We start from the raw sequence: 22748 nt of genomic DNA, 5'->3' as shown, positions 1-22748 counted from the left end.
CCCCGGCAGGCGGGCCCGTCGCACCACTCGCCGCGCTGACGCCGTTGCCCGATCCGAAGGCCCGGACCGGCCCCAGCACCGCCGTCCTCGCCCAGCCGGACATCGGCGCCGAGCCGCCCGCGCAGCACCTGCCGGTCACCGTCACCGACCACCAGGGCACGAAGGTGACCGTCTCGGACACCCGCCGCATCCTGGCTTTCGACATGGCCGGCACGCTCGCCGCGACGGTGTTCGGCCTCGGCCTGGGCAGTCACGTCGTCGGCCGCGACGTCTCGACCGGCTTCCCCGCCGCGCGGAAACTTCCGCTGGTCACCCGCAACGGCCACCAGCTCAACGCCGAAGCGATCCTCGCGCTGCGCCCGTCCGTGGTGCTGACCGACACCACGCTCGGCCCGTGGGACGCGGTCCTGCAGCTGCGCGACTCCGGGATTCCCGTGGTCGTCCTGGATTCCCGGCGCTCGCTCGACAACGTCGGCGCGCTCGTCCACGACGCCGCCGCCGCGCTCGGCGTCCCCGAAGCGGGACAACGCCTCGCGGACCGGCTGACCGGCGACATCACCGCCAAGCGCACCGAAATCACCCGGCTGGCCCCCGCCGACCCGGCGCGGAAGCTACGCACAGTCTTCCTTTACCTGCGCGGCCAGGCCGGCGTGTATTACCTGTTCGGCCGCGGGTCCGGCGCCGACTCGCTGATCACGGCGCTCGGCGCGGTCGACGTCGCGAGCGAGGCCGGCGTCGAGGGAATGCGCCCGGTGAACCCGGAAGCGCTGATCAAGGCCCGGCCGGACGTGATCCTCGTCATGACGAAGGGCCTCGAGTCGGTCGGCGGACCCGATGGCCTGCTGCGGGTTCCGGGCGTCGCACAGACGCCGGCCGGGCTGCACCGCCGGTTCGTCGACATGGCCGACAGCCAGATCCTCGGCTTCGGGCCGCAGACGCCGGGCGTGCTCGACGCGCTGGCCCGCGCCCTCTACGCGCCGGGGTCGGCCGGATGAGCCGTCCGGTCCGCGTCACCGCTTTGTTCGCCGGGCTCGGCGTCGCGACCGTGGTCGTGGCGTGCGTGTCCGCGGGCACCGGCCAGTTCGCCATCCCGCTGTCCGACGTCGTCGCGTCGCTGCTGCATCGGTTCGGGGTCGGGCCGGGCCTGGCCGATCCGTTCGCCGAAGGGACGCTCTGGCAGGTCCGCTTTCCCCGCGTGGTGCTGGCGTTGCTGGTCGGTGGCGTGCTCGGCGTGTCAGGGGCCCTGATGCAGGGCCTGTTCGGGAACCCGCTGGCCGAGCCCGCCGTCGTCGGTGTTTCCGCCGGGGCCGCGGTCGGCGCCAGTCTGTCCATTGTGGCCGGCTGGGTGTTCCTCGGCGCCTTCACCACGCCCGCGCTGGGGTTCGCCGGCGGCTTGCTGACAACGCTGGCCGTCTACGGCCTTTCGCGCTCGCGCGGCCGGTCGGAGGTGGTGACGCTCATCCTCACCGGCGTCGCGGTCAACGCCGTGGCGAGCGCGGTGATCGCGTTCCTGATGTTCTCCGGCGACCAGGCCGCGCGCGAGCAGATCGTGTTCTGGCAGCTGGGTTCGCTGGCCTCGGCGCGCTGGCCGTACGTCTGGTCGGTGCTGCCGCTGATGGCCGTCGGCGTCGTCGTGTCCCTGATGCTCGCGCGCCGGCTCGACCTGCTCGCGCTCGGCGAGCGCCCGGCCCGGCACCTCGGCGTGAACGTCGAAGTGCTGCGCACGACCGGGATCGTCGTGGTGGCGCTGATGGTCTCGGCGGCCGTGTCCTACTCCGGGATCATCGGCTTCGTCGGGCTGATCGTGCCGCACGGCGTGCGGATGGTCACCGGGCCCGGGCACCGTGTGCTGGTCCCGGCGTCGCTGCTGGCCGGCGCGTTCCTGCTCGGCGTCGCCGATCTCGCTGCGCGCACCCTGTTCGACTACGCCGACCTGCCGATCGGCATCCTCACCGCGCTGGTCGGCGGGCCGTTCTTCTTCTGGCTGCTGCTGCGGACCCGGCGCCGGGCGGGAGGCTGGGCGTGAGAGCCGCGGCCGAACTCGTCGGCGTCACCTACACGATCGACGGCAAACCCCTGGTGCGGGACGTCTCCCTCGACGTCCGGCCCGGCGAAGTCCTGGCACTGGCCGGGCCGAACGGCGCGGGCAAGTCGACGGCGCTGGCCCTGCTGGCCGGCGACCTGACGCCGGACGCGGGCACCGTCCGGATCGCCGGCGCCGACCTGACGTCCTGGTCGCTGCCGGAACTCGCGCGGCGCCGGGCGGTCCTGCCGCAGCAGCACACCGTGAGCTTCCCCTTCACCGTGGCCGAGGTCGTGCGGATGGGCCGGGCGCCGTGGCGGCGCACCCCGGCCGAGGCCGACGACGACACCGCTGTCGACGCCGCGCTCGCGGCGACCGATCTCGCCGGCTTCGCCGACCGCCGGTTCACGACGTTGTCCGGCGGCGAACAGGCACGCGCGGCGCTTTCCCGCGTCCTCGCGCAGCACGCCGGCCTGCTGCTGCTCGACGAGCCGACCGCGGCCCTCGACCTGCGCCACACCGAACAGGTGCTGACGCTGGCCGCGCGGCGCGCGAGCGAGGGGGACGCCGTGCTCGTCGTGCTGCACGACCTCGGGCTCGCAGCGGCGCACGCCGACCGCGTCGCGCTGCTGCGTGGCGGCTCGCTCGTCGCGCTCGGGCCGCCGGCCGACGTGCTCACCGAGGCCGTGCTGAGCGACGTCTACGGCCATCGCGTCGAGGTGTTCCCGCACCCCAGGACCGGAAAGCCCGTTGTCCTGCCTTACCGATCGGCGAAGGAGAGTTGATGCGCAGATCCGCTGCGAGTGTGCTGGTGACCGGGCTGCTCCTGACGACGGCGTTCCCGGCGCAGGCCGCCGGGGCGCGCGTCCAGGTGTCGCCGGCCGCCGCCGACCCGGACTACGCGACCACGCTGACCGTCCGCGGCAGCGGGTTCCAGTCCGTGCCGAAGGGGTACGGCGGGATCTACGTGCTGTTCGGCTGGGTCGCCGGCGGCGCGTGGCAGCCCAGCAAGGGCGGCGCCGCGGGCGCGACCTACCGGTACGTGCCCGACAAGGAGAGCAAGGACAACCGCGGTTTCCAGCGGTTCGTCGCGTTCCCCGGCAGCGACACGGCGTCGTCGGCCAACGGCGGACAGCTGTCGGCCGACGGCTCGTGGAGCACGCAGCTCGTCGTGCCCGGCGCCCGGTTCCGCGCGACCGACCGCGACGGCCGGGTCGTCGACGTCGACTGCCTCACTGTCCGCTGTGGACTGATCACGGTCGGCGCGCACGGCGTGGTCAACGCGAACAACGAGACGTTCACACCGGTCAGCTTCGCCGTCCCGACGAAGGCCGCGGCACCGCCCGCTCCGGCGCCGGCCACGACGGTCACGCCGTCCACAAGCGACAGTCCAACACCGACAGTCGCGTCGCCTTCGACGGCCCCGGCGCCGTCGCCGAGCCCGGATCCGACCCCGACTCCGCAGCCCGCGGCCGCCGAAGCCCCGGCGTCACGCGGCGCGCTGTGGTGGGTGGTGTCCGCCGTCGCCCTGCTGGTGACGGCGGCCGCGCTCACCGTCCCGCCCCTCCTGCGGCGTCGCCGCGGGAGCTCCCCCGATCAGGAAGGAACCGATTCGTGAACCTGCGAAGATGGGCTGCCGTCGCGGTGGCCGCGGCGGTGCTCGGCGCCGTCGGCGCGCCCCCGGCCTCGGCCGCGACGACCCCCGCCGTCACCGTCACCCCGGCCACCGGGCTGGACCCCGCGGGCACGTCGATCACCGTCAAGGGCACCGGGTTCGCCCCGGACGCCAACGACGGCAAGGGGTTCGGCGTCCGCGTCGGCCCCGCGAAGGACGACGTCCGCGCCCGCACCGCGACCGGGTTCCAGGTCAGCAAGCTGGTCAAGAAGGACGCGGTCGGCGTCCAGATCCCGCTGAACGCCGACGGCAGCTGGGAGCTGACCGTCCCGGTCAAGGCCGAGTACACCTCGGCCGGCACCACCTACAACGCCGCGTCGCAGCCGTTCAGCGTCTACGTGTTCGGCTGGGACACCCCGGACCTGACCTGGGACAGCACGACCGCGCTGAAGTTCACCGGCGCCGGCGACCCGCCGCCCGCGGCCACGACCGGCCTGGACTGGGGCCTCAAGCAGACCTGGCGCTCCTACATCGAGCGGTTCGGCGGCACGGCGACAGCCGACCGGGGCGCCACGGCCACGCCGTCGCCCTACCGCTGGCCGGCGGGCCCGTCGACGTTCGACGGGAAGACCGGCAAGGGCTCGGTCGCCTTCGGCGGGCGCGTCACCTTCGTACTGGAACCGCACCTGATCTGGAACTTCGAGCTGTCCAACCCGAAGGTCACCTTCGCCGGTGACGGCACCGGCAAGCTGAGCGCGACCGTCGGCTACTCCTTCTACGGCACCAAGGCCGCGCCCGAGCAGGTGCGGGCGCCGTCCGAAGTGGACTTCGCGGACCTGAAGTTCACGGCGGCGCCGCGGCAGGAGGGTGACAACGTCGTCGCCGACATCGCCTCGGCCACGCTCACCGAAGCGGGCGCGGGCGCGTTCGCCGGGTTCTACCCGGCCGCGGCGGACCTCGACGCGGGCAAGCTCGTCTTCCCCGGCAAGATCGGCGGCACCGAGCCCCCGGCCACGACGCCGCCGACGACCACCCCGCCGCCTTCCTCGACGACGCCGCCGCCGTCGACCTGCGCGCTCTCCCCCGGCGCGCTCACGCGGGGAAACCTGTTGTGGGGCTTCAAGAAGAGCTTCCGGAGCTACGTCGGCGGCGGCACCGGCACCACGATCACCGCGACCGAGGGCGCGGAGGTCACGAACGTGGACGAGGTGGCCGGGAAGGCGATCCCGACCGGCGCGTACCGCTTCCCGCTCGGCAGCGGCCAGTACACCGCGGCGGGCGAGTTCACCGCCCGGTTCGGCGGCCAGGTCGCGTTCAGCTACCCCGCGCACTTCTTCACGCTGGTCCTGGCCAACCCGAAGGTCACGGTCGCCCAGGGCAAGGGCACGCTCTCCGCGGACGTCGAACTGCGGACGACCGCCGGAGCGCCGTCGCCGCCGGTGAGCAAGCCGGGCGTGGCGCTGGCGAACCTCGACCTGGCCACGGCCACGACGACGCCAGGCGCGGGCACGCTGACGGTGTCGGCGATCAAGGCGGCCCTGACCAGCTCGGACGCCTTCGCGGGCTTCTACCAGGCCGGCGACGCGCTCGACGAGCCGACGGTCACGCTGGCCGCGAGCTGCGCGACACTCCCGCCGGCCGGCAACCCGGGCGGGCCGGGCGCTCCCGGCGGCGCGGGGACCGACCTGGTCCCGGACGTCGCGTTCCGGCCGGACAACCTCGCCTCGACCGGCGTCAGCCTGACGGGCGTCTACTGGGGCCTCGCGCTCCTGGCCGCGGGCGGTTCCCTGCTGCTGTGGACCCGCCGGCGCGCCATCCGCTCCGCGAAGTGAACTGACGAGGGCCGGGCGCTGACAGGCGCCCGGCCCTTCTCGCAGTTCGCGTAGTCCAGCACGTTCTAGTACAGTACGTACTATGGCACCACGCGGACACCTCTCCCCGATCGCTGTCGCGGTCTTGGCCCTGCTGGCCGAGGAACCGATGCACGCGTACCGGATGCAGCAGCTGGTCAAGGAACGCGGCGTCGACCTGGTCGTCAACGTCCGCAACCGCTCCGGCCTCCACGCCGCCCTCGATCGCTTGGTGCGCGACGCCCTGGTCGAGGTCCACGCGGTCGAGCGCGACACGCGTCATCCGGAGCGCACGGTCTACGCCCTGACCGCAGCCGGCCGCGAGACGTTGCTGGCGGGCCTGCGGGAGACCGTCGCCACGCCGGCCGCGGAGTTCCCGCTGTTCCCGGCCGTCGTGTCGTTCCTCCACCTGCTCGACTCCGGCGACGTGCGGACGCAGCTGGACCTGCGGGCCGCGGAACTCGAGCGTCGCCTGACCGCGACGCAGGCGGTGCTGACCGCGTCCATCGAGCACCACGTCCCCCGGGTGCACCTGCTCGAACACGAGTACACCCGCGCGGTCACCGAGGCCGAGCTGGCGTGGGTGCGCGGGGTGTCCGCCGACCTCGCCGCCGGGACGCTCGCCTGGGACGCCTACTTCGTCCCGCGATAAGGAGCGATCATGACACCCAAGCCCGGCCTGCTGACCACCCTGCTCGAGATTGCGCTTTCATTCGGCCTCTACTACCTCTTGCGCGCTTTCGGCCTCGACGTCTTCCGGTCGCTCGTGATCCCGGCCATCGCGGTCGGCGCCGTCGCGGTGGCGGTCACGATCCGCCGGCGGCGCATCGACCTGATGGGGCTCCTGGTGCTCACCGAGCTGGCGGTGACGATCACGGTGTCCCTGGCGACGCAGAGCCCACGCGTCGCGGCCCTGCGCGAAGTGGCTTACATCCTGGTCGGGGGCGTGTTCTGCCTCGTCACGCTCGTCCGGCGCCGGCCGCTCGCGCACACGACGGCGGCGTCGATGGCGAGCTTCGGCGACCCGAAACGGGAGAAGGCGTTCGAACTCGCGTGGACGGAAGAGCCGCGTTACCGCCGGTGGCAGCGGCTGCTCACGGCCACGCTCGGCGCGCTTATGGTGGGCGCCGGCGTGATCCGGGCGTACATCCTTTACGCCGCACCGGACAGCGGGATCGCGCACGCGGTCGACGTCTCCAACGCCGTGGGCACGGTGATGTGGGTGGCGGTGTTCGTCGTCCCCGCCGTCCTCATCCAGCCCGCGCGCCGGATCGTGCAGGACGTGCTCGAACGGCTGCAGGCCACGCCCTAGCGCCTGGCGGTCACTGGAACAGACCAATTTCGGCCCGGCTGAACCGAGCAAGATCTCCCGGCCCTACCGGCGGGTGCCAGCGGCGCGCGAGCATGGGAACTTCCGTGCTGACCCCGGGATGTGGCCATGAAACGGATCGCCGTCCTCTTGCTCCTGGCCGTCGCCTGCCTGGTTCCGACGTCGAGTGCCGACGCCGGGCAGACCGGGCTGCGGGCCGCCGATCCGAGCGTGCTGCGCGTCGGCTCCACCTACTTCGCCGCGCAGTCCACCGGTGGCGGGATCGCCGTCCGGGCCGGCTCCTCCCCCGACGCCGCGGCGAGCGCGCCCGCCCGGCAGGTCTGGTCCGACACCCGGGGCCGCGGCGAGGTGTGGGCGCCCGAGATCGTCATCGACGGCGGCCGGTTCTACATCTACTTCTCGGCCGGGACCGGCAACGCGCACCGGATGTACGTCATCAGCTCCGCCGTCGCCGACAGCGGGTACACCGCCGAGACGCAGCTCGCGCTGCCCGACGGCAAGTGGGCCATCGACGGCACGCTGTTCACCTTCGGCGGGCAACGCTGGTTCGTCTGGTCGGGCTGGGCGGGCGACACGAACGTCGAGCAGAACCTCTACCTGGCCCGGATGAGCGGCCCGACGACGCCGACCGGCGCGCGGTACGTCATCTCGCAGCCGCGCGAGAGCTGGGAACGCGTGGTGGGCAACCCCTTCATCAACGAAGCGCCCACGGCGATCAAGGACCCGAACGGGCAGCTGCACATCGTCTACTCCACCAACGGCAGCTGGAGCGACCAGTACTGCCTCGGCGAGGTCCGGCTGCGCGCCGGCGGCGACCCGGCCTACGTCTGGGACTGGTACAAGTCGAACGGCTGCCTGTTCGGCTCCCACCGCGAGACGATGATGGCCGGCTGGGACCCGACCCTGCACGTCGACGGGCCGGGCAGCCACAGCTTCGTCCTGCTGAACGGCGACATCGCGACGAGCCCGCCCGCCGGGCCGAAGTTCCCGCTGATGTACCACGCCGTGGCCAAGGGCACGCCGTACTCGTGGGCGAACCGCTACTGGTACTCGGGCACGTTCTGCTGGTGGGGCTCGACGACCTACCGCCGGGCCAACGTCCCGGGCGCGACCACCGACACCGGCTGGAGCCTCAAGTTCTTCGAGTGATCTGCCGGAGGTAGTTCACGTTGCCGGGCTGCGCGGTCTTGCCGGCAGTGGTGGTCCGCCGCGCGTAGCCGGCCGGCGCGGCCGCGGTGACGACGCCGGGCGACAATGGTCTTCGACGGCGGGGAAAGGGCGGTGCGGACGTGGGAAAGCGCGTGCTCGGCGTCGACCTGCACCTCGACGTCGGGACCGGGCGCCGGGCCCTCGAAGCCGCGCTGCGGGATGCCGTTTCCTCCGGGCGGCTGCCCGCCGGGACCAAGCTGCCCGGCTCGCGCAGTCTCGCCCAGGACCTCGGGGTCGCGCGGGGCACCGTCGTCGAGGCGTACGCGCAGCTCGTGGCCGAAGGGCGGCTCGTCAGCGCGACCGGCTCCGGCACCCGCGTCGCCGACACCCGGCCGCCCGGGAAACCCGCGCCGGAGACACCGTCGCGGGCCGGTTTCGACCTGCGTCCCGGCCGGCCGGATCTCGGCCTGTTCCCGCGCGCCCTCTGGGCCGCCAGCGTCCGGCGGACGCTCGCCGCGGCGAGCCGCGAGAGCATGGACTACAGCGATCTCGCCGGGCTGAAGGGCCTGCGCGAAGCCGTCGCGACCTACCTCGCCCGCGCCCGGGGCGTGCGCGTCGACGCCGGGGCCGTCGTGATCACCAGTGGCTTCACGCACGGGCTGGCGGTGCTGGCCCGCGCCCTGCGCGACACCGGCGTCCGCACGATCGGCACCGAGGACCCCGGGCTCGCCCACCACCGGTCCGTGATCCACGCGGCCGGGCTGGCGACCACTCCCCTGGCCGTCGACGCGGAAGGCGCCGCCCTCCCCGGAGACGCGGGCGCCGCCTTGCTGACGCCCGCCCACCAGCACCCGCGCGGCGTGGTGCTGAGCCCGGACCGGCGGGCCGCGTTCCTCGCGTGGGCGCGCGAGCACGACGGGATCGTCGTCGAGGACGACTACGACGGCGAGTTCCGGTACGACCAGAACCCCGTCGGCGCCCTGCAGGCCCAGGCGCCGGACCACGTCGTCTTCGCCGGCAGCACCAGCAAAACGCTCGCGCCCGGGCTGCGGATCGGCTGGCTGGTCGTGCCCGGACGGCTCCGCATCCCGGTGCTCGACGCCGTCGCCGCCACCGGCGCCACGGTCGGCACACCCGCCCAGCTCGCGATCGCCGACCTGCTCGACCGCGGCGACTACGACCGGCACGTCCGCCGCGCCCGCCAGGTCTACCGGAAACGGCGGACCGAGCTGGCCGCCCGCCTCGCCCCGTTGGACGGCATCCCCGCCGGGCTCCACGCGCTCCTGCCGCTCGCGTCCCGGCAGGAGGAGAAGCGCGTGATCGACGCCGGTCTCGCGGCGGGCCTGCGGCTGCAGGGGATCAACGCCGCCGGCTACTGGCATTCCGCCGGCCGTCCCGAGGCCGGGCTGATCATCGGGTACGCGACGCCGCCGCAGCACGCGTGGCGGCCGGCCTTGGACGCCCTGACCGAGCTGCTCGCCGACGCCGCGATCAAGCCCTGGTGAACCCGGCCCGCCAGGACGTTCCAGCTTCCCAGCCCAGCTTCCGCGCGCGGCCGTTGGCGGCCCCGCGGGCCCACCCGGCGCGTTCGCCGTCCACGCGCCGGGGTTCCGGCGCGCCGACGCCGGCACAGAAGACGGGCACCCAGTCGTGGCCCGCCGCGGGCTCGTCGTCGCAGACGTTGACCGCGCCCGACGGCCAGTCCAGCGCCGCGACGGCGGCCGTGGCGGCGTCGTCGACGTGGACGAAACTGGAGACATCCCCGGTGGCGGGCAGGTTTCCGGCCTGGGCGAGCTGTGCCATCAGCGCACCGGGTTCGTACCAGGTGCCCGGGCCGTGCAGCGTGCCGTAGCGCAGCACGACCCACTCGGGCAGCTCGGCGACGGCGGCCTCCAGCGACGCGACGCCGTCGACCGTGCCACGCCGTTCGGGCGCGGCGCCGAGGTCGAGCGGCGTGTCCTCGGTCGCGGGCCCGGTGCCCGGTTCGCAGGCCCACGAGATGCTCTGGGCGACGATCCGCCGGACGCCCGCCGCGAGCGCCGCGTCGACGAGGTTGCGCGTGCCGGCCGTGCGCACCTTCGCGTTGGCCGCGCGATCCCCCGCGCCGAGGTCGGTGAGCTGGTGCATCACGACGTCGGGCCGGGCGGCGCGGACCAGGGAGGCGAGCCCGGCGGCGTCGTACACATCACCGACGACGGCGGTCGCGCCCAGCGCTTCGACCTGGGCGGCGGACTGCCGCGTCAGGCCGACGACGTCGTGCCCCCGGGCGACCAGCGCGGGAACCACCCGGCGGCCGACGGCGCCGGACGCCCCGGCGAGGAAGATCCGCATCACCGCCCCCTTCCGGCCAGCTCTTCGGCGCTGACGAACGTCAGCATCTCCTGGCCGGGCGCGCAGAGCATCACCACGACGAACCGGCTCCACCGGTCGGCGAGGTGGTTCGCCGCCTGGTAGTGGATCACGTCGCCGCCGGGTTCCCAGAACGCTTCACCCGCCTTGATGACGCGTTCGGGCTCGCCTTCGAGTTCGAAGACCATCTCGCCTTCGAGCATGTACCCGAAAACGGGCCCGGAGTGCCGGTGCGGCGGCGTCCCCGCGTCCCCCGGCGGCAGCTCGATCGTGGCGGTCATCACGTGCGCACCGTCCGGAATGGACGGAGCCTGCGAGGCGAGCATCGTGAGCACGGAGTTCGTCCGCGGTGGTGCACCAGTCATGGTGCCCACGCTAAGCCCGGCGATCACGCGACGACTGGTCCACTTCCGGGTGCTCGGGTTGGACCGCTTTCACCTCGCCTGCCCGAACGCGTGAAGTTTCGCCACACCAGGTCGGGTGAACGCCCCGGCAAGGGCAGCAGGTTGACGATCAGAACCGGAACGTAGGCGAAGAGGTACGCCGCTCCCACTCTCCAGTCCTCTGCCGCGGCTGGTCGTGAGTGTTTAGGGCGGTTAGAACCGCCCTAAACACTCACGACCGCGAAGTCGAACAACAGCAGTGCTTCGCGATACCGAACGCACCAGCCGGTACCCAGCCACTGACCGCTTTCAGCCCGCCTGACCGAACGCGAACAACCGCCGGTGCTCCCGTGGTGACACGTTCGTCGCGCGGCGGAACTGTGCTCGCAGGTTGGCCGCCGTGCCCAAGCCGACGGCCCGGGCGATCTCCTCGATCGGCCGGTCCGAGTTCTCCAGCAGCTCCTTCGCCCGCGCGATCCGCTGCTCGCGCAGCCACGACAGCGGCGGCAGGCCCGTCCGCTCGCGGAACCGGCGGTGGAACGTGCGCTCCGACATGCGCGCCCGCTCGGCCATGTCCCGCACGGACAGGTTCTCCCCCAACGCCGTGAGCAGCCACTGCTGGGCCCGCGCGATGACGTCGTCGCCGGGTGGCACCACCTTCTTCTCGACGAACTGCTGCTGGCCGGCCGCCGATCGCGGGGCCATCACGATGCGGCGCGAGACGTGCCGCGCCGCCGTGGCGCCGAGGTCGCGGTGCAGGACGTGCAGGCACAGGTCGACGCCGGCCGTCACGCCGCCGGACGTGAGCACCGTCCCGGTCTCGGCGACGAGCAGCGACCCGTCCACCGTCACAGCCGGGAACCGGGCCGCCAGCTCGTCGCAGAGCGACCAGTGCGTCGTCACGGTCAGGCCGTCCAGGACACCGGCCGCCGCCAGCGCGAACGCGCCCGAGCAGATCGAGATCATCCGGGCGCCCCGCCGGTGCGCGGCGGCGACGGCCCGCACCACCGCCCCGGGCAGCTCCCGCTCGGCGGCGCCCGCGTAGCCGGGCACGATCACCGTGGCCGCCTTGCGCAGCAGGTCGAGGCCGCCGTCGGGGACCACGGACGTCCCGCCCGCGACCGGCACCGGGCGGCCGACGACCGACGCGGTCACGACGTCGTAGGCCTCCGGCGCCTCCCGCGCGAAGACGTGCAACGGGATCGCGTAGTCCAGCGGGAGCACTTCGTCGAGCAGGACGACGACCATCCGGTGACGGGTCATGGCAGGATCGTAGCGCTTGTAGGCAGTGCTGCCACTTCTCGGCGGGGACTCAACAGCCCAGACTTTCGCCATGACCACCAAGACCATCGTTCTCGTCCACGGCGCCCTGACCGACGCCTCGGTGTGGCGCCACGTCTCCGCGACCCTGCAGGCCGACGGCCACCAGGTCATCGCGCCGGCCCTGCCCCTGCGTTCCCTGGACGGCGACATCGCCTACCTGCGCCGGTTCCTCGACACGCTGCCCGGCCCGCTGGTCGTCGCCGGCCACTCCTACGCCGGCTCCGTCATCTCCGCGCCGGACGCGCTCACCCCGGCGGTGCGGGCACTCGTGTTCGTCGCCGCGTTCCAGCAGGACGCCGGCGAGACGGCCGGCGAGCTGAACGGCAAGTTCCCCGGCAGCCTCCTCGGCCCCGACAACCTGCTCTTCCGCGACTACCCGGGCGGTCAGGAGGCCTACCTGCGGCCGGCGATGTTCGCCCCGGCCTACGCCGCCGACGTCGAGCCGGCCGAGGCGCGGGTGCTGGCCGCCGCCCAGCGCCCATTCGACCCGACGGCGCTCTCGCAGACCTTCGACCAGACCGCGACGTGGCGGACGCTGCCGTCCTGGGCCGTGATCGCGACGGCGGACCGATCGATCCCGACGGAGGCCCAGCGGTGGATGGCCGAACGCGCGGGCTCGACGATCACCGAGGTCGACGCGTCCCACGCGGTTCCGCTCTCACAGCCCGACGTGGTCGCCCGGGCGATCGTCGAGTCCACAAAGGACATTTAAAGCTCCGTACTCCGGCTGACGTCTTCCCACTGCGCGAAGTCTCGCCGCAGCGCCTCGATCTTGCCGCGCGCCACCTTCAGGGCGGCCGTGCCGAGGAGCAGCCGCAACGGCGGCTCGTCGGCCGCCAGCGCGGCGACGATCGCCTCCGCGGCACGGGCCGGGTCGCCGGGCTGGCTGCCGTATGTCGCCAACGTCGCTTCACGGCGTTTGCCGGCCGTCTCGGCGTAGTCGTCGATGCGGATCGCGGACTGCTTCATCGACGGCCCGGACCAGTTCGTGCGGAACGCGCCGGGCTCGACGATGGTCACGCCGATGCCCAGCGGCGCCACCTCGGCGGCCAGGGACTCCGACAAGCCTTCCACGGCGAACTTCGTCGCGTGGTAGTAGCCCGTGGCCCCGAAACCGGCCAGGCCGCCGAGGGACGAGACGTTGACGACGTGGCCGGAGCGCCGGGCGCGCATGCCCGGGAGCACCGCCTTGGTCACGTCGGCGAGCCCGAAGACGTTGGTGTCGAACAGCGCGCGCACCTCGGCGTCGTCGCCTTCCTCGACGGCGGCGAGGTAGCCGTAACCGGCGTTGTTGACCAGGACGTCGATCCGGCCGAACGTCTCCTCGGCCCGCGTGACCGCGGCGGTGACTTGCGAGGGATCGGTGACGTCGAGGGTGAGGGCGATCGCGCGATCGCCGTGGCGGCCGACGAGGTCCGCGACGGTCCGCGGGTCGCGGGCGGTGACCGCCGCTCGCCACCCACGTTCGAGGACGTGGGTGGCGAGCGCGCGGCCGAGGCCGGTGGAGCAGCCGGTGATGAACCAGACCGGGGATTCGGTGAGTGTCATGGGATCCACGCTCGCCCCGGCCGGCCCCGGCCACCAGTCGTCGGGTCTTCCTGGGACCGCTGGTACCAGGCACATCCGACGCCGGCGGCGCACACTGGACCTCATGGCGAACGCGGAATTCGGGCAGGCGGTGCGGCGCTGGCGTGACCGGGTCGCGCCGGACACCGCCGGGCTGCCCGCCGGCGGCCACCGGCGCGCGGCCGGCCTGCGGCGGGAGGAGCTGGCCCTGCTGGCCGGGATCTCCGCCGACTACGTCACGCGGCTCGAGCAGGGCCGCGCGTCGCACCCGTCCGCCCAGGTCGTCGAGACCCTGGCCCGGGCGCTGCGGCTGTCGCGGCCCGAGCGCGAGCACCTGTTCCACCTGGCCGGGCTCACGCCGCCCGGCCCCGACACCGTGCCCGCGTACCTCACCCCGAGCGTCCAGCGCCTGCTGGACCGGCTCACCGGGACACCCGTCGCCGTCTACGACGCGGCCTGGACGCTCCTGGTCGCGAACCCGCCGTACGCGGCGCTGCTGGGTGACCCGTCCGGGTGGCGTGGACACGAGCGCAACGCCGTGTGGCGCAACCTGATCGGCCCCGGCACCCGGGTCCGGCACACGCCGGAGTCGCAGCGGGCGATGGAAGCCATGCTGGTCGCCGACCTGCGGGCCGCCGCCGGCCGCTACCCCGCCGACCGCGGCCTGCGGCGACTGGTCGCCGAGCTGCGCGCGCACAGCGACCGGTTCGGCGAGCTGTGGGACTCCGGCGCGGTCGGTCACCACGAGGCCGCGCGGAAGATCGTCGACCACCCGCACGCGGGACCGGTGACGCTGGACTGCGACACGCTCACCGTGGCCGGCAGCGACCAGCGCGTCATGCTCTACACGGCCGAACCCGGCACCGAAGACGCCGAACGCCTCGCGCTGGTCACCGTGCTCGGCACGCAGGCCCTCACGGGCTAGCTTTCCCGAATATGGCACACACCGCGCCGGTGACCAGCGCTTCGCCGGGTCGACCGGGATCATCGTCGTCATCTCCCGCAGCCGGTCCGCCGGCAAGAGCAACGCCGTGCGGAACCGGTCCCAGTCCCGCGCGGTCGACACGACCCCGCCCGCGGCGCCCGCCCAGTCCGGATCGATCCCCGTGACGTCGGTGTGCCCGTCGTGTTCCGGGCCGGCGGTCCGGGGCGCCGTAGTACGTGTCCTTCAGGCCGAGCGGCTCGATGATCCGCTGCCGGAACAGCGTGGGCAGCGTCTTGCCGGTGGCCTTCTCCAGCACGAGCCCCAGCGCGACGTAGTTCGTGTTGCTGTAGGACCACGTCTCGCCCGGCGGGAACAGCGCGGGGTGCCGGGTGCCCGCGGCCAGCAGCTGCTCCGCCGTCCACGGCCGCGGCCGGAGATCGGCCAGGCCGAGCCGCTTCTCGCCGACGAGCTGCAGCACCATGGTCTTGGTGTTCGACCCGACCCGCAGCTCGTCACCGGCCCTCAGCCGGTGGTCGGCCGTGGTCCACGGCGCTTGCCGGGCCAGCTCGACCGGTGGCCCGTGACCGGCGTCGACGCGAACCACGACTCCCGGCGCACCCGCGTCCACCGTCCGCTGGACCAGCGCGGCCGGCCCTACCGGTGCGCGGCGACCTCGTCGCTGGTCGTCACCCACACGCCGGGGTGGTTGACGATGTACGCCAGCGCCTGCTCGACGTACTTCACCCGGAACGCCTGCCCCGAGACGTACGGGTGCAGCGACAACGCCATCACCCGCCCGCCGGCCGCCGAGTCCGCGTAGAGCTGGTCGAACTGGTCCCGCACGATCTGGACGTAGTCGGGCCCCGTCATGCTCTTGACGTGGAACAGCTGGGTGTCGGCGAGCTCGAGGGTGTACGGCACGGACCGCAGGCCGGGGACGTTCAGCGCGTACGGCTGGTCGTCGTTGGTCCAGTCGAGCACGTAGTCGACGCCGAGTTCGGCGAGCAGCCGCGGGGTGTCGAACGTCTCGGTCAGCCCCGGGGAGAGCCACCCGCGCGGCCGCCGGCCGGTCGTCTTCTCGATGCTGTCGAGGATTCCGGTGAGGAACGCGCGTTCTTCGTCTTCGGCCATTCCGGTCTGCGGGAGCGAGTTCGACTTCCCGTGGGCGAGCCAGGCCCAGTCGCGGTCCCGGCCCGCTTCGACGATCCGCGGGTACCGCTCGCCCGCGTCGGAGTTCAGCAGCGCGCTGGCCCGGATCCCCTGCCGGTCCAGGACGTCGATCAGCCGCCAGATCCCGACGCGGGCGCCGTAGTCGCGCCACCCGTAGTTCATCGGGTCCGGCACCAGCTTCGACGTCGCTTCGTTGAAGCTGACCGACGGGCGGTCCACGTAGAAGTGCTCGATGTTGAGGCCCACGTAGAACGCCACGCGGGCGTCGCCGGGCCAGCGCACCGGGGCGCGGTCGACGATGGGGTCGTAGCCGAAGAGTTCGATGTCCACGGCGCTCACCGCTCCAGCGGGACGGCGATGCCGCCGCCGTAGCGCCGCTGTTCGGCCTCGTCGAGCATCGCGGCCGCCACCGTGGCGCGGCTGACGCGCGCGGGGAAGAACCGCCGCGGCGCGGACTCCAGCGGCACCGTGCGCCGGGCCGGGCTGAGGTCGCCGTCGGACAGCGGCCCCGCGTGGAACACCGTGCCGCCGCCCCGGAGCACGATCGCGTCCGCCGTGGTGCGGTCGTCCAGCTCCTTACGCATGAACGTCTTCAGCAGCCCGCGGGTGAACGCGCCCGCGTGCGGAGCCGAGTCGCCGGTGCCGAACGCGGCGAGCCAGACGACGAAGTCGGGTCCGGCGTCGACGGCCGCGCGGGCGCCCGCCGTCAGCACGCCGGGTGCGCCGGTGATCCCCAGTCCGGACAGGACGGTCCGGGCGCCCTTGAGCGCGCGGCCGATGGAGTCCGGGTCGAGGACGTCGCCCGCGACGCGTTTCAGCCGGCCGGACGGCGGCAGCGTGATCCGGTCCGGGTCGCGGGCGACGGCGGTGACGGTGTGCCCGCGCTCCAAGCCTTGCCGCACGAGTTCGGTTCCGGTGGCGCCGGTGGCGCCGAGAATCGTGAGTTCCATGGTGGTTCCCTTCAGTTCACTGTGGACAGAGTGGCCAGCGCCGCGGCGTGGAGCGCGGGCGCGCTGGCGAGGATGTCGGCGCTGCCGGGCCGCCACGGCTGTCCGGCGAGGTCGGTCACGGTCCCGCCCGCTTCGGTGATGAACAACGCGCCGGCGGCGACGCCCGGCAGCGTCGGCCGGTACTGCCAGAAGAGGTCGGCGTGCCCGGCGGCGACGAGCAGCATCGGGAACGTCGAGGGCACGGTCGCGCGGACCAGCAGCGCGGCGCCGAGCATCGTCGTGATCGACTCGCCGATGCGCCGGTAGGTGTCGCTCTGGCCGGCTTCGGCCTGGCCGGTGGTGGCGATGGCGGCCCCGAGCTCGGCCTTGGCGGACACGCTCAGACGCCGGCCGTTCGCGAACGCGCCGCCGCCGCGGACCGCGCTGTGCACGACGTCGGGGACGGGCTGGTAGACGGCGGCGAGCACCGGGACGCCGTCGCGGAGCAGGGTCGCGCTGACGCACCACTCCGGCAGCCCGTGCACGTGGTTGACGTTGCCCTCGACCGCGTCCACGGCCCACCACTCACCCGGCGGCAGCTCGGTGGTCTCCAGCTCGTCGGTCAGCCACTTCGCTTGCGGCCGGGCCGCGGCGAGCGCGCGCCGCAGCTCGTCGTTCGAGGTCCGCTCGTTCTCCCCGGCCGCGGCGAGCAGCCCGGCGCGATCCGCGGGACGAGCGTCCTCGGAGTAGCGCGCCAGCAGGCGGCGACCGGCGTCCCGCACGGCGGCGACGGCGGCTTCGAGCACTGCGGCGTCCTCGATCGTGTTCTCTTCGGTGGTCATGACGTTCCTGTTCTGCCAAGGGGAAGAAGCTGTTGTCTCCGACCGTAGGCAGAAATGCCGATGACTTCAAATGAATGCTTTGCACTCGTTGATTTACCCAGACGCAATCCACATCGCCGGTCCCGCTGCTGGAGGGGCTCGCCATCGTGCTGATCGGCACCACCGGCGGGATCGGCCGGTTCGCGGCGCTGCGCTGGTGGGTCCTCCCGGTCCGCCGCCCCGTCTGAGCGGCCACAGTACGATCCGCGGCATGTACCTGGACCTGAACCTCCTGACGGCGCTGGACGCGCTGCTCGAGGAGGGCAGCGTCGCCGCGGCCGCCGATCGCCTGCACCTGTCGTCGCCCGCGATGAGCCGGACGCTCGGCCGGATCCGCAAGACGACCGGCGACCAGATCCTCGTCCGCACGGGCCGGACGATGACGCCGACGCCGTACGCGCTGGAGATCCGGGCGCAGGTCCGCGATCTGGTGCAGCAGGCCGAAAGCGTGCTCGCCCCCGATCGTGCGCTCGACCTCGCCGAGCTCGACCGGCTCTTCACGCTGATCTGCCACGACGCGATCACCACCGCCCTGGGCCCCCGGCTCATCGCCGCGGTCCACCGCGACGCGCCGAACGCCCGGCTGCGGCTGCTGGCGGAAGGCCGGGCGGACACCCAGGAACTGCGCCGGGGCCAGGTCGATCTGGAGCTCGGCAGCGCGGCGCCGGACTCCCCCGAGATCCGGTCGGAGCTGTTCTTCGAGGACCGCCTGGTGCTGGCCGTCGCACCGGATCACCCCTTCGCCACGCGAAAACCGACCCTGCGCCGCTACGCCGAGGCGTTGCACCTGCGGATCACCCGCCGGGGCCGGCTCCACGACCCGATGGACGACGCGCTGGCCGAGCACGGTCTCGAACGCCGGGTCGTCGCGACGACCCCGACCACCACGTCGGCGCTGAGCGTCGTGCGGCTCGGCGAGTGCGTGGTGGCCGTGCCCGAACGCATGTGCGCGGGGATGATCGACGCGCTGGGCCTGGTGACCGTGCCGCTCCCGATGCCCGTACCCCCGGCGCCGCTGGTGGGTTCCTGGCACCAGCGCTACGAGAACGACAAGGCGCACCGGTGGCTCCGGGACCGGGTCCGCGAAGCGTTGCGGGACCTCGGGTAGCCGGCACCGCGGCCGCCGAAAGTACGATTCCACCGCACACATCTGATACCCCGGGTTGATCCCCGCCCGGCGAAACCGTGCCACGGTCGCGTCCTCCACACCTTTCGGGAGGACTTCAGATGCCAGGTTTCCGAGCCGGACTGGTCGTGACGATCGCGGCCCTCGTGGCGGCCGCGACGCCCGCCGCGGCCGCCGACGACCCGCTCGCGCCCTACACCGGACAGCAGCTCACCTGGGGCGCGTGCGCGTTCACGCCCGCCGCCGACGCCAGACCGGCGGAGTGCGCGATGGTCACCGTCCCGCGCGACTGGGCGAACCCCGCCGCGGGCGTCGACCTGCAGGTGTCGATCAGCCGCGTCGCGGCCACCGGGCAGCGGCTCGGCGCGCTCCTCGTCAACCCCGGCGGGCCGGGCGGGCAGGGCACCTCGCTCGCCGGCGCGCTGGCCGGCCTCGAACCGTCGGTGAACCAGCTCTACGACCTGATCGGCATGGACCCGCGCGGGACCGGCCGGGAAGGCAGCGACGACCACGGCTTCCAGTGCCAGGTCCCCACCGGGCGGCTGCCGGCCGGGCTCGACGCGCGTGACCGGTCGGCGCAGAGCATCGCGCTGCACCAGCAGTCGCCGCGCGCCATCGCCGAGGCGTGCCAGAGCAACGCGCTCACGCCGTACGTCACGACGTGGCAGACCGCGCACGACATGGACCTGATCCGCGCGCTGCTGGGCGACGAGAAGCTGAACTACCTCGGCTACTCCTACGGGACCTGGCTCGGCGCGAAGTACGCGTCGCTGTTCCCGGAGCACACCGGCAAGACCGTGCTCGACTCCAGCGTGAACTTCGAAGGCCGGCTGCAGGCCGACTTCGAGGCGTTCCCGGTGATCGACCAGCGGCAGTTCGACGACGTCTACCTGCCGTGGGTCGTGCGCCGCTACGGCGACCAGCTCGGCACGAGCGTCGCCGAGGTGAAGGCGAAGATCGAGCAGATCCGCGCCTTCTACAAGACCCAGGGCGTGGACGGCGACTCGTTCGACCGGATCTTCGTCGGCAACGGCAGCCAGTTCCAGTGGTACCTCGGCGTGCTGGTCCTGGTCCTCGGCGCGAACTCCCTGGAGCCCGGCGGCGCGGCTCCGGGCGGCGAGCTGGATGCGGTGTCCCGCAGCGCTTTCGGCGTCCCGGCGGCGCAGCTGACGGTCGCGAAGGTCGCGGCCGCCGTGCCCGACTACACCGCGGTCCCCGGCACCCGGTACGCCGTGGCGTGCGGTGACCAGCCGACGCAGTCCGCCGCCTGGTACAAGCGGCTCAGCGACCGGCAGGGCCCGCAGTACCCGTTGTACGGCTGGCTCTACGGCCTCAGCGAGCCGTGCGGGTTCTGGTCCGACGCGCCGCAGCACCCGCTGCCGAACCTGCCGGCGCAAGTCGCGAAGAACGTGCTCGTCGTCCAGGGCGAGTTCGACCCGCAAACGGGTTACGAGCAGGCGAAAGCGGCCACGCGCGCGGCCGGCGTCCCGCTGGTGTCGGTGGACGACTCGCCGTTCCACGGCCAGTACGCCCTGTCCGGCAACCCGTGCGTCGACGGGATGGTGAACACGTTCCTCACCAGGAACTCCCGGCCGGGCAGCGCCACCTGCCCCGGCGTGCCGCTGCCGGACGAAGACGCCGTCCACCCGGTCACGGGTCCGCTGGGCGCCGCGCACAGCAGCCTCACCACGCGGCTCGGTGACGCGCATTCCGTGCTGCGCAACGAGGTTCAGCGCCAGGTCAGCGCGCTGAACTGACACCTCCCGGGACGGCCGCTTCGGGCGGGGCGGCCGTCCCCGGGCTCAGCCCTGGACCGTCGGGCGGAGGACGATCTCGCCGATTTCGACGTCGTGCGGCTGCTCGATGGCGAACGCGACCGCGCGGGCGACGGCCTCCGGCGCGATGGCGAACTCGTCGATGCCGCGCTGGATCTCCGCCCGCACCTCGAGGTTGTCGATCGAGCCCGCGAGATCGGTCCGGACGAACCCGGGCGAGACCGCCGTGGTCCGCAGCACGCCGTCGGTCGACTCCTGCCGGAGGCCTTCCAGCAGCGTGCGGACGGCGTTCTTGGTGCCGGCGTAGACCGCCATCGTGGGCGTGATCTTCAGGCCGGACGTCGACACCGTCGTCACCAGGTGCCCGCGGCCCTGGCGCCGGAACACCGGCAGCGCCGCGGCGATCCCGTGCAGCACGCCGCGCAGGTTGACGTCGATCATCGCGGACCAGCCGTCGACGTCGAGGTCCGCCATCGGGCCGATCTTGCTGATGCCGGCGTTGCTCACGAGCACGTCGAGCCGGCCGAACTCCTCGACCGCCCGGGCGACGAGCCGGTCGAGGTCTTCCCGGACGGTGACGTCGGTGATGCAGACGATCGCGCGGCCACCCCGGGCGCGGATGTCCTCCGCGACCTTCTCGAGGCGTTCCGTCCGGCGCGCACCCAGGACGACGGCCGCTCCGCGGTCGGCGAGGGTGCGCGCGATGGCCTCGCCGATGCCGCCGCTCGCTCCGGTAATCGCGACGACCTTGCCGTCGATCTCCGACATGAAGAGCCTCCTAGCGATTGATGTGGACAAGTGTCCGCTTGTTTCGACGCTAGCGGACACTTGTCCACTTGTCCACCGGGCTCAGCTGTCCACCGGGCTCAGCGGACAGCGAACCCGCCGTCGACGGTGAGAATGCTGCCGGTGACCCAGGTGCTGGCCGGCGAGACGAGGTAGAGCGCCGCGGCGGCGACGTCGGCCGGAAGCCCGATCCGGCCCGCCGGGTACGAGCGCCGGACGTAGTCGTCGTAGTCCGCGCGCTGGTCGTCGCTCATCGGGCCGAGGAAGCGCCGTTCGAACGCCGGGGTGCGGACCGACCCCGGCACGATGGCGTTGACCCGCACCCCGGCCGGCCCCAGCTCGCTGGCCAGCGCCTGGGTGAACGAGTTGAGCGCGCCGCGCGTCGCGGAGTACACCGACGCCGGGCGGCCGTCGACCATTTTCGTGCCCCAGTAGCTGGAGATGTTGACGACGCTCCCCCGCGCCGCGACGAGCCCGGGCAGCAGCCGCCGGACCAGCCGGAACGGCACACCGAGGTTGACCCGCACCATCGCGTCGAAGTCGGCGTCGGTGGTGTCCTCGAGGGACTTCAGGTGGGTGACCCCCGCGTTGTTGACGACGATGTCGACGGCGAGATCGGCGGGGAGCGCGGCCAAGGCGTCCGGCTCGGCGAGATCGACGGCGACGGTCCTGACGGACGCGCCGTGCAGCCGGGCCGCGACGGCGTCGAGCTTGCCGGGGTCGCGCGCCAAGAGGACGAGATCCGCGCCTTCCCGCGCGAAGGCGTCGGCGATCCCGAGGCCGATCCCCTCGCTGCCGCCGGTGATCAGCGCGGTCTTGCCGGTCAAGGTGCCCATGAATGCCCTGCTTCCCAGACGGAGAGTCGTTCTCCGTTTCACGGTAGCACTAGACGGAGAGCGGTTCTCCGTCTAGTGCTAGGCTCGGGAAATGGCCAGGGAGATGCGATCCGACGCGCGCCGCAGCGCCGAGCTGGTGATCGCGGCCGCGCGGACGGCCATCGCCGACCACGGGCTGGCGGTGTCGACCAACGAGATCGTCAAGCGCGCCGGGGTCGGGCCCGCGACGTTCTACCGGCGCTTCCCGTCACGCCACGCGCTGCTGGAAGCGGTGCTGCTGGAAGTCGTCGGCGAGCTGGTGGAGCAGGCCCGCGAAGCCGCGGAAGCCCCCGATCCGTGGACCGGCTTCGCCGAGCTGGTGCGCGCGCTCGCGTCGGCGCAGTCGGAGAACAAGGGCTTGTCGGACGCCTTGGCGGCCGAGCCCGGGGAGAGCGGCTCCGCGGTGGCCGAGGCGTTCGCCGTCCTGCGCGACCACGTCCGCGCGGTCACCGAGCGAGCCCGGGAAGCCGGCGCGCTCCGCCCCGACGTCGCCTGGCAGGACGTCCCGTTCCTGGCCGGCGCCGCCGCTGGGATGTCCCCGCACTGCCTGGGCCTCGACGCGGCGAAGAGCGGCCGCGACCGCGTCATCGCCATCACCCTCGACGGCTTGCGCGCCCCGGGCCGCGACCCCCTACCGGGCGCCCCACCGACCTAGGCTTGGGTGCTCTGCCGCGGCTTGTCGTGAGTGTTCAG

The 22748-nt window shown here is 73.1% G+C and carries 24 protein-coding genes; 14 read left to right on the top strand and 10 right to left on the bottom strand.

Annotation, left to right across the window (positions count from 1 at the left end; translation table 11 throughout):
• The first annotated feature begins 44 nt into the window (after window positions 1–44).
• From OG439_RS47940 to pdxR, 9 genes are all read left to right on the top strand, one after another.
• Window positions 45–995 (top strand): heme/hemin ABC transporter substrate-binding protein, encoded by a 951-nt coding sequence (locus OG439_RS47940; protein WP_326946964.1) that lies wholly within the window; start codon window positions 45–47, stop codon window positions 993–995.
• Window positions 992–2026, top strand: coding sequence for a FecCD family ABC transporter permease (locus OG439_RS47935; protein WP_326946963.1), 1035 nt, complete (start codon window positions 992–994; stop codon window positions 2024–2026). Before OG439_RS47940 ends, OG439_RS47935 begins: the two co-directional genes overlap by 4 nt.
• Window positions 2023–2808 carry a heme ABC transporter ATP-binding protein gene (locus OG439_RS47930; protein WP_326946962.1) on the top strand — a complete coding sequence of 262 codons (786 nt, stop codon included), beginning with the start codon at window positions 2023–2025 and terminating at the stop codon, window positions 2806–2808. Before OG439_RS47935 ends, OG439_RS47930 begins: the two co-directional genes overlap by 4 nt.
• Window positions 2808–3641 carry a hypothetical protein gene (locus OG439_RS47925; protein ID WP_326946961.1) on the top strand — a complete coding sequence of 278 codons (834 nt, stop codon included), beginning with the start codon at window positions 2808–2810 and terminating at the stop codon, window positions 3639–3641. Before OG439_RS47930 ends, OG439_RS47925 begins: the two co-directional genes overlap by 1 nt.
• On the top strand, window positions 3638–5470 hold the full coding sequence (locus OG439_RS47920) for an HtaA domain-containing protein (protein ID WP_326946960.1): 1833 nt from the start codon (window positions 3638–3640) through the stop codon (window positions 5468–5470). Before OG439_RS47925 ends, OG439_RS47920 begins: the two co-directional genes overlap by 4 nt.
• An 82-nt stretch (window positions 5471–5552) precedes the next feature.
• The gene (locus OG439_RS47915; protein WP_326946959.1) at window positions 5553–6140 is read left to right on the top strand and encodes a PadR family transcriptional regulator; all 588 of its coding nucleotides are present in this window, start codon (window positions 5553–5555) and stop codon (window positions 6138–6140) included.
• Between the two features lie 9 nt (window positions 6141–6149).
• Window positions 6150–6800, top strand: coding sequence for a VC0807 family protein (locus tag OG439_RS47910; RefSeq protein WP_326946958.1), 651 nt, complete (start codon window positions 6150–6152; stop codon window positions 6798–6800).
• Window positions 6801–6926: 126 nt separating this feature from the next.
• On the top strand, window positions 6927–7967 hold the full coding sequence (locus OG439_RS47905) for a glycoside hydrolase family 43 protein (RefSeq protein WP_326946957.1): 1041 nt from the start codon (window positions 6927–6929) through the stop codon (window positions 7965–7967).
• Between the two features lie 140 nt (window positions 7968–8107).
• Entirely contained in the window at window positions 8108–9472 is a 1365-nt protein-coding gene (gene pdxR, locus OG439_RS47900) for a MocR-like pyridoxine biosynthesis transcription factor PdxR (protein WP_326946956.1), read from the top strand.
• On the opposite strand, the gene OG439_RS47895 is transcribed toward pdxR, so the two are convergent.
• The 3 genes from OG439_RS47895 to OG439_RS47885 all read right to left on the bottom strand — a co-directional run bounded on the left by OG439_RS47895 (window position 9459) and on the right by OG439_RS47885 (window position 11962).
• Window positions 9459–10298 carry an NAD-dependent epimerase/dehydratase family protein gene (locus tag OG439_RS47895; RefSeq protein ID WP_326946955.1) on the bottom strand — a complete coding sequence of 280 codons (840 nt, stop codon included), beginning with the start codon at window positions 10296–10298 and terminating at the stop codon, window positions 9459–9461. The two genes, pdxR and OG439_RS47895, sit on opposite strands and share 14 nt — an antisense overlap.
• Window positions 10298–10681, bottom strand: a complete 384-nt coding sequence (locus OG439_RS47890; RefSeq protein ID WP_326946954.1) for a cupin domain-containing protein — start codon at window positions 10679–10681, stop codon at window positions 10298–10300. The genes OG439_RS47895 and OG439_RS47890 overlap by 1 nt, the downstream gene beginning before the upstream one ends.
• Before the next feature lie 327 nt (window positions 10682–11008).
• Complete coding sequence (locus OG439_RS47885) at window positions 11009–11962, bottom strand: GlxA family transcriptional regulator (RefSeq protein ID WP_326946953.1); 954 nt, start codon at window positions 11960–11962, stop codon at window positions 11009–11011.
• A 70-nt stretch (window positions 11963–12032) separates the two neighbouring features.
• Here OG439_RS47885 and OG439_RS47880 point away from each other — a divergent pair, with 70 nt between their 5' ends.
• On the top strand, window positions 12033–12734 hold the full coding sequence (locus OG439_RS47880; RefSeq protein ID WP_326946952.1) for an alpha/beta fold hydrolase: 702 nt from the start codon (window positions 12033–12035) through the stop codon (window positions 12732–12734).
• Here OG439_RS47880 and OG439_RS47875 read toward each other — a convergent pair.
• The gene (locus tag OG439_RS47875; protein WP_326946951.1) at window positions 12731–13570 is read right to left on the bottom strand and encodes an oxidoreductase; all 840 of its coding nucleotides are present in this window, start codon (window positions 13568–13570) and stop codon (window positions 12731–12733) included. The two genes, OG439_RS47880 and OG439_RS47875, sit on opposite strands and share 4 nt — an antisense overlap.
• 103 nt (window positions 13571–13673) lie before the next feature.
• On the opposite strand from OG439_RS47875, the gene OG439_RS47870 reads away from it, so the two are divergent.
• On the top strand, window positions 13674–14513 hold the full coding sequence (locus OG439_RS47870; RefSeq protein WP_326946950.1) for a helix-turn-helix transcriptional regulator: 840 nt from the start codon (window positions 13674–13676) through the stop codon (window positions 14511–14513).
• Here OG439_RS47870 and OG439_RS47865 read toward each other — a convergent pair.
• Genes OG439_RS47865 through OG439_RS47850 form a run of 4 tightly spaced genes read right to left on the bottom strand, consistent with a single transcriptional unit; the run spans window position 14503 to window position 17454 of the window.
• Entirely contained in the window at window positions 14503–15117 is a 615-nt protein-coding gene (locus OG439_RS47865; protein ID WP_326946949.1) for a serine hydrolase domain-containing protein, read from the bottom strand. The genes OG439_RS47870 and OG439_RS47865 overlap by 11 nt on opposite strands.
• Window positions 15118–15167: 50 nt before the next feature.
• Window positions 15168–16013, bottom strand: coding sequence for a polysaccharide deacetylase family protein (locus tag OG439_RS47860; protein ID WP_326946948.1), 846 nt, complete (start codon window positions 16011–16013; stop codon window positions 15168–15170).
• Between the two features lie 5 nt (window positions 16014–16018).
• Window positions 16019–16633 carry an NAD(P)-dependent oxidoreductase gene (locus OG439_RS47855; protein ID WP_326946947.1) on the bottom strand — a complete coding sequence of 205 codons (615 nt, stop codon included), beginning with the start codon at window positions 16631–16633 and terminating at the stop codon, window positions 16019–16021.
• 11 nt (window positions 16634–16644) lie between these two features.
• Window positions 16645–17454: an inositol monophosphatase family protein gene (locus tag OG439_RS47850; protein WP_326946945.1), complete on the bottom strand. Its 810-nt coding sequence runs from the start codon at window positions 17452–17454 to the stop codon at window positions 16645–16647.
• Between the two features lie 250 nt (window positions 17455–17704).
• Between OG439_RS47850 and OG439_RS47845 the strand changes: the two genes are divergently transcribed.
• Together OG439_RS47845 and OG439_RS47840 are read left to right on the top strand one after the other, a co-directional pair.
• The gene (locus tag OG439_RS47845; RefSeq protein ID WP_326946944.1) at window positions 17705–18601 is read left to right on the top strand and encodes a LysR family transcriptional regulator; all 897 of its coding nucleotides are present in this window, start codon (window positions 17705–17707) and stop codon (window positions 18599–18601) included.
• Window positions 18602–18720: 119 nt separating this feature from the next.
• The gene (locus tag OG439_RS47840; protein ID WP_326946943.1) at window positions 18721–20376 is read left to right on the top strand and encodes an alpha/beta hydrolase; all 1656 of its coding nucleotides are present in this window, start codon (window positions 18721–18723) and stop codon (window positions 20374–20376) included.
• A gap of 45 nt (window positions 20377–20421) precedes the next feature.
• Here OG439_RS47840 and OG439_RS47835 read toward each other — a convergent pair whose 3' ends face one another.
• Entirely contained in the window at window positions 20422–21162 is a 741-nt protein-coding gene (locus OG439_RS47835) for an SDR family oxidoreductase (protein WP_326946942.1), read from the bottom strand.
• Between the two features lie 98 nt (window positions 21163–21260).
• Entirely contained in the window at window positions 21261–22016 is a 756-nt protein-coding gene (locus OG439_RS47830) for an SDR family NAD(P)-dependent oxidoreductase (RefSeq protein WP_326946941.1), read from the bottom strand.
• A gap of 91 nt (window positions 22017–22107) precedes the next feature.
• On the opposite strand from OG439_RS47830, the gene OG439_RS47825 reads away from it, so the two are divergent.
• Window positions 22108–22710 (top strand): TetR/AcrR family transcriptional regulator, encoded by a 603-nt coding sequence (locus OG439_RS47825; protein WP_326946939.1) that lies wholly within the window; start codon window positions 22108–22110, stop codon window positions 22708–22710.
• The last annotated feature ends 38 nt before the right edge of the window (window positions 22711–22748 follow it).

It is taken from the genome of Amycolatopsis sp. NBC_01307, assembly GCF_035975215.1.
GTDB lineage: Bacteria > Actinomycetota > Actinomycetes > Mycobacteriales > Pseudonocardiaceae > Amycolatopsis.
The sequence above is the reverse complement of the archived record's forward strand: the minus strand, read 5'-3'. Positions and strand labels throughout refer to the sequence as shown.

Coding starts and splice junctions, on each gene's coding strand:
- OG439_RS47935 (WP_326946963.1), top strand. CDS start 992: ATGAGCCGTCCGGTCCGCGTCACCGCTTTGTTCGCCGGGCTCGGCGTC.
- OG439_RS47910 (WP_326946958.1), top strand. CDS start 6,150: ATGACACCCAAGCCCGGCCTGCTGACCACCCTGCTCGAGATTGCGCTT.
- OG439_RS47925 (WP_326946961.1), top strand. CDS start 2,808: ATGCGCAGATCCGCTGCGAGTGTGCTGGTGACCGGGCTGCTCCTGACG.
- OG439_RS47915 (WP_326946959.1), top strand. CDS start 5,553: ATGGCACCACGCGGACACCTCTCCCCGATCGCTGTCGCGGTCTTGGCC.
- OG439_RS47850 (WP_326946945.1), bottom strand. CDS start 17,454: ATGACCACCGAAGAGAACACGATCGAGGACGCCGCAGTGCTCGAAGCC.
- OG439_RS47855 (WP_326946947.1), bottom strand. CDS start 16,633: ATGGAACTCACGATTCTCGGCGCCACCGGCGCCACCGGAACCGAACTC.
- OG439_RS47840 (WP_326946943.1), top strand. CDS start 18,721: ATGCCAGGTTTCCGAGCCGGACTGGTCGTGACGATCGCGGCCCTCGTG.
- OG439_RS47830 (WP_326946941.1), bottom strand. CDS start 22,016: ATGGGCACCTTGACCGGCAAGACCGCGCTGATCACCGGCGGCAGCGAG.
- OG439_RS47890 (WP_326946954.1), bottom strand. CDS start 10,681: ATGACTGGTGCACCACCGCGGACGAACTCCGTGCTCACGATGCTCGCC.
- OG439_RS47880 (WP_326946952.1), top strand. CDS start 12,033: ATGACCACCAAGACCATCGTTCTCGTCCACGGCGCCCTGACCGACGCC.
- OG439_RS47825 (WP_326946939.1), top strand. CDS start 22,108: ATGGCCAGGGAGATGCGATCCGACGCGCGCCGCAGCGCCGAGCTGGTG.
- OG439_RS47885 (WP_326946953.1), bottom strand. CDS start 11,962: ATGACCCGTCACCGGATGGTCGTCGTCCTGCTCGACGAAGTGCTCCCG.
- OG439_RS47870 (WP_326946950.1), top strand. CDS start 13,674: ATGGCGAACGCGGAATTCGGGCAGGCGGTGCGGCGCTGGCGTGACCGG.
- OG439_RS47895 (WP_326946955.1), bottom strand. CDS start 10,298: ATGCGGATCTTCCTCGCCGGGGCGTCCGGCGCCGTCGGCCGCCGGGTG.
- OG439_RS47875 (WP_326946951.1), bottom strand. CDS start 13,570: ATGACACTCACCGAATCCCCGGTCTGGTTCATCACCGGCTGCTCCACC.
- OG439_RS47835 (WP_326946942.1), bottom strand. CDS start 21,162: ATGTCGGAGATCGACGGCAAGGTCGTCGCGATTACCGGAGCGAGCGGC.
- OG439_RS47905 (WP_326946957.1), top strand. CDS start 6,927: ATGAAACGGATCGCCGTCCTCTTGCTCCTGGCCGTCGCCTGCCTGGTT.
- OG439_RS47845 (WP_326946944.1), top strand. CDS start 17,705: ATGTACCTGGACCTGAACCTCCTGACGGCGCTGGACGCGCTGCTCGAG.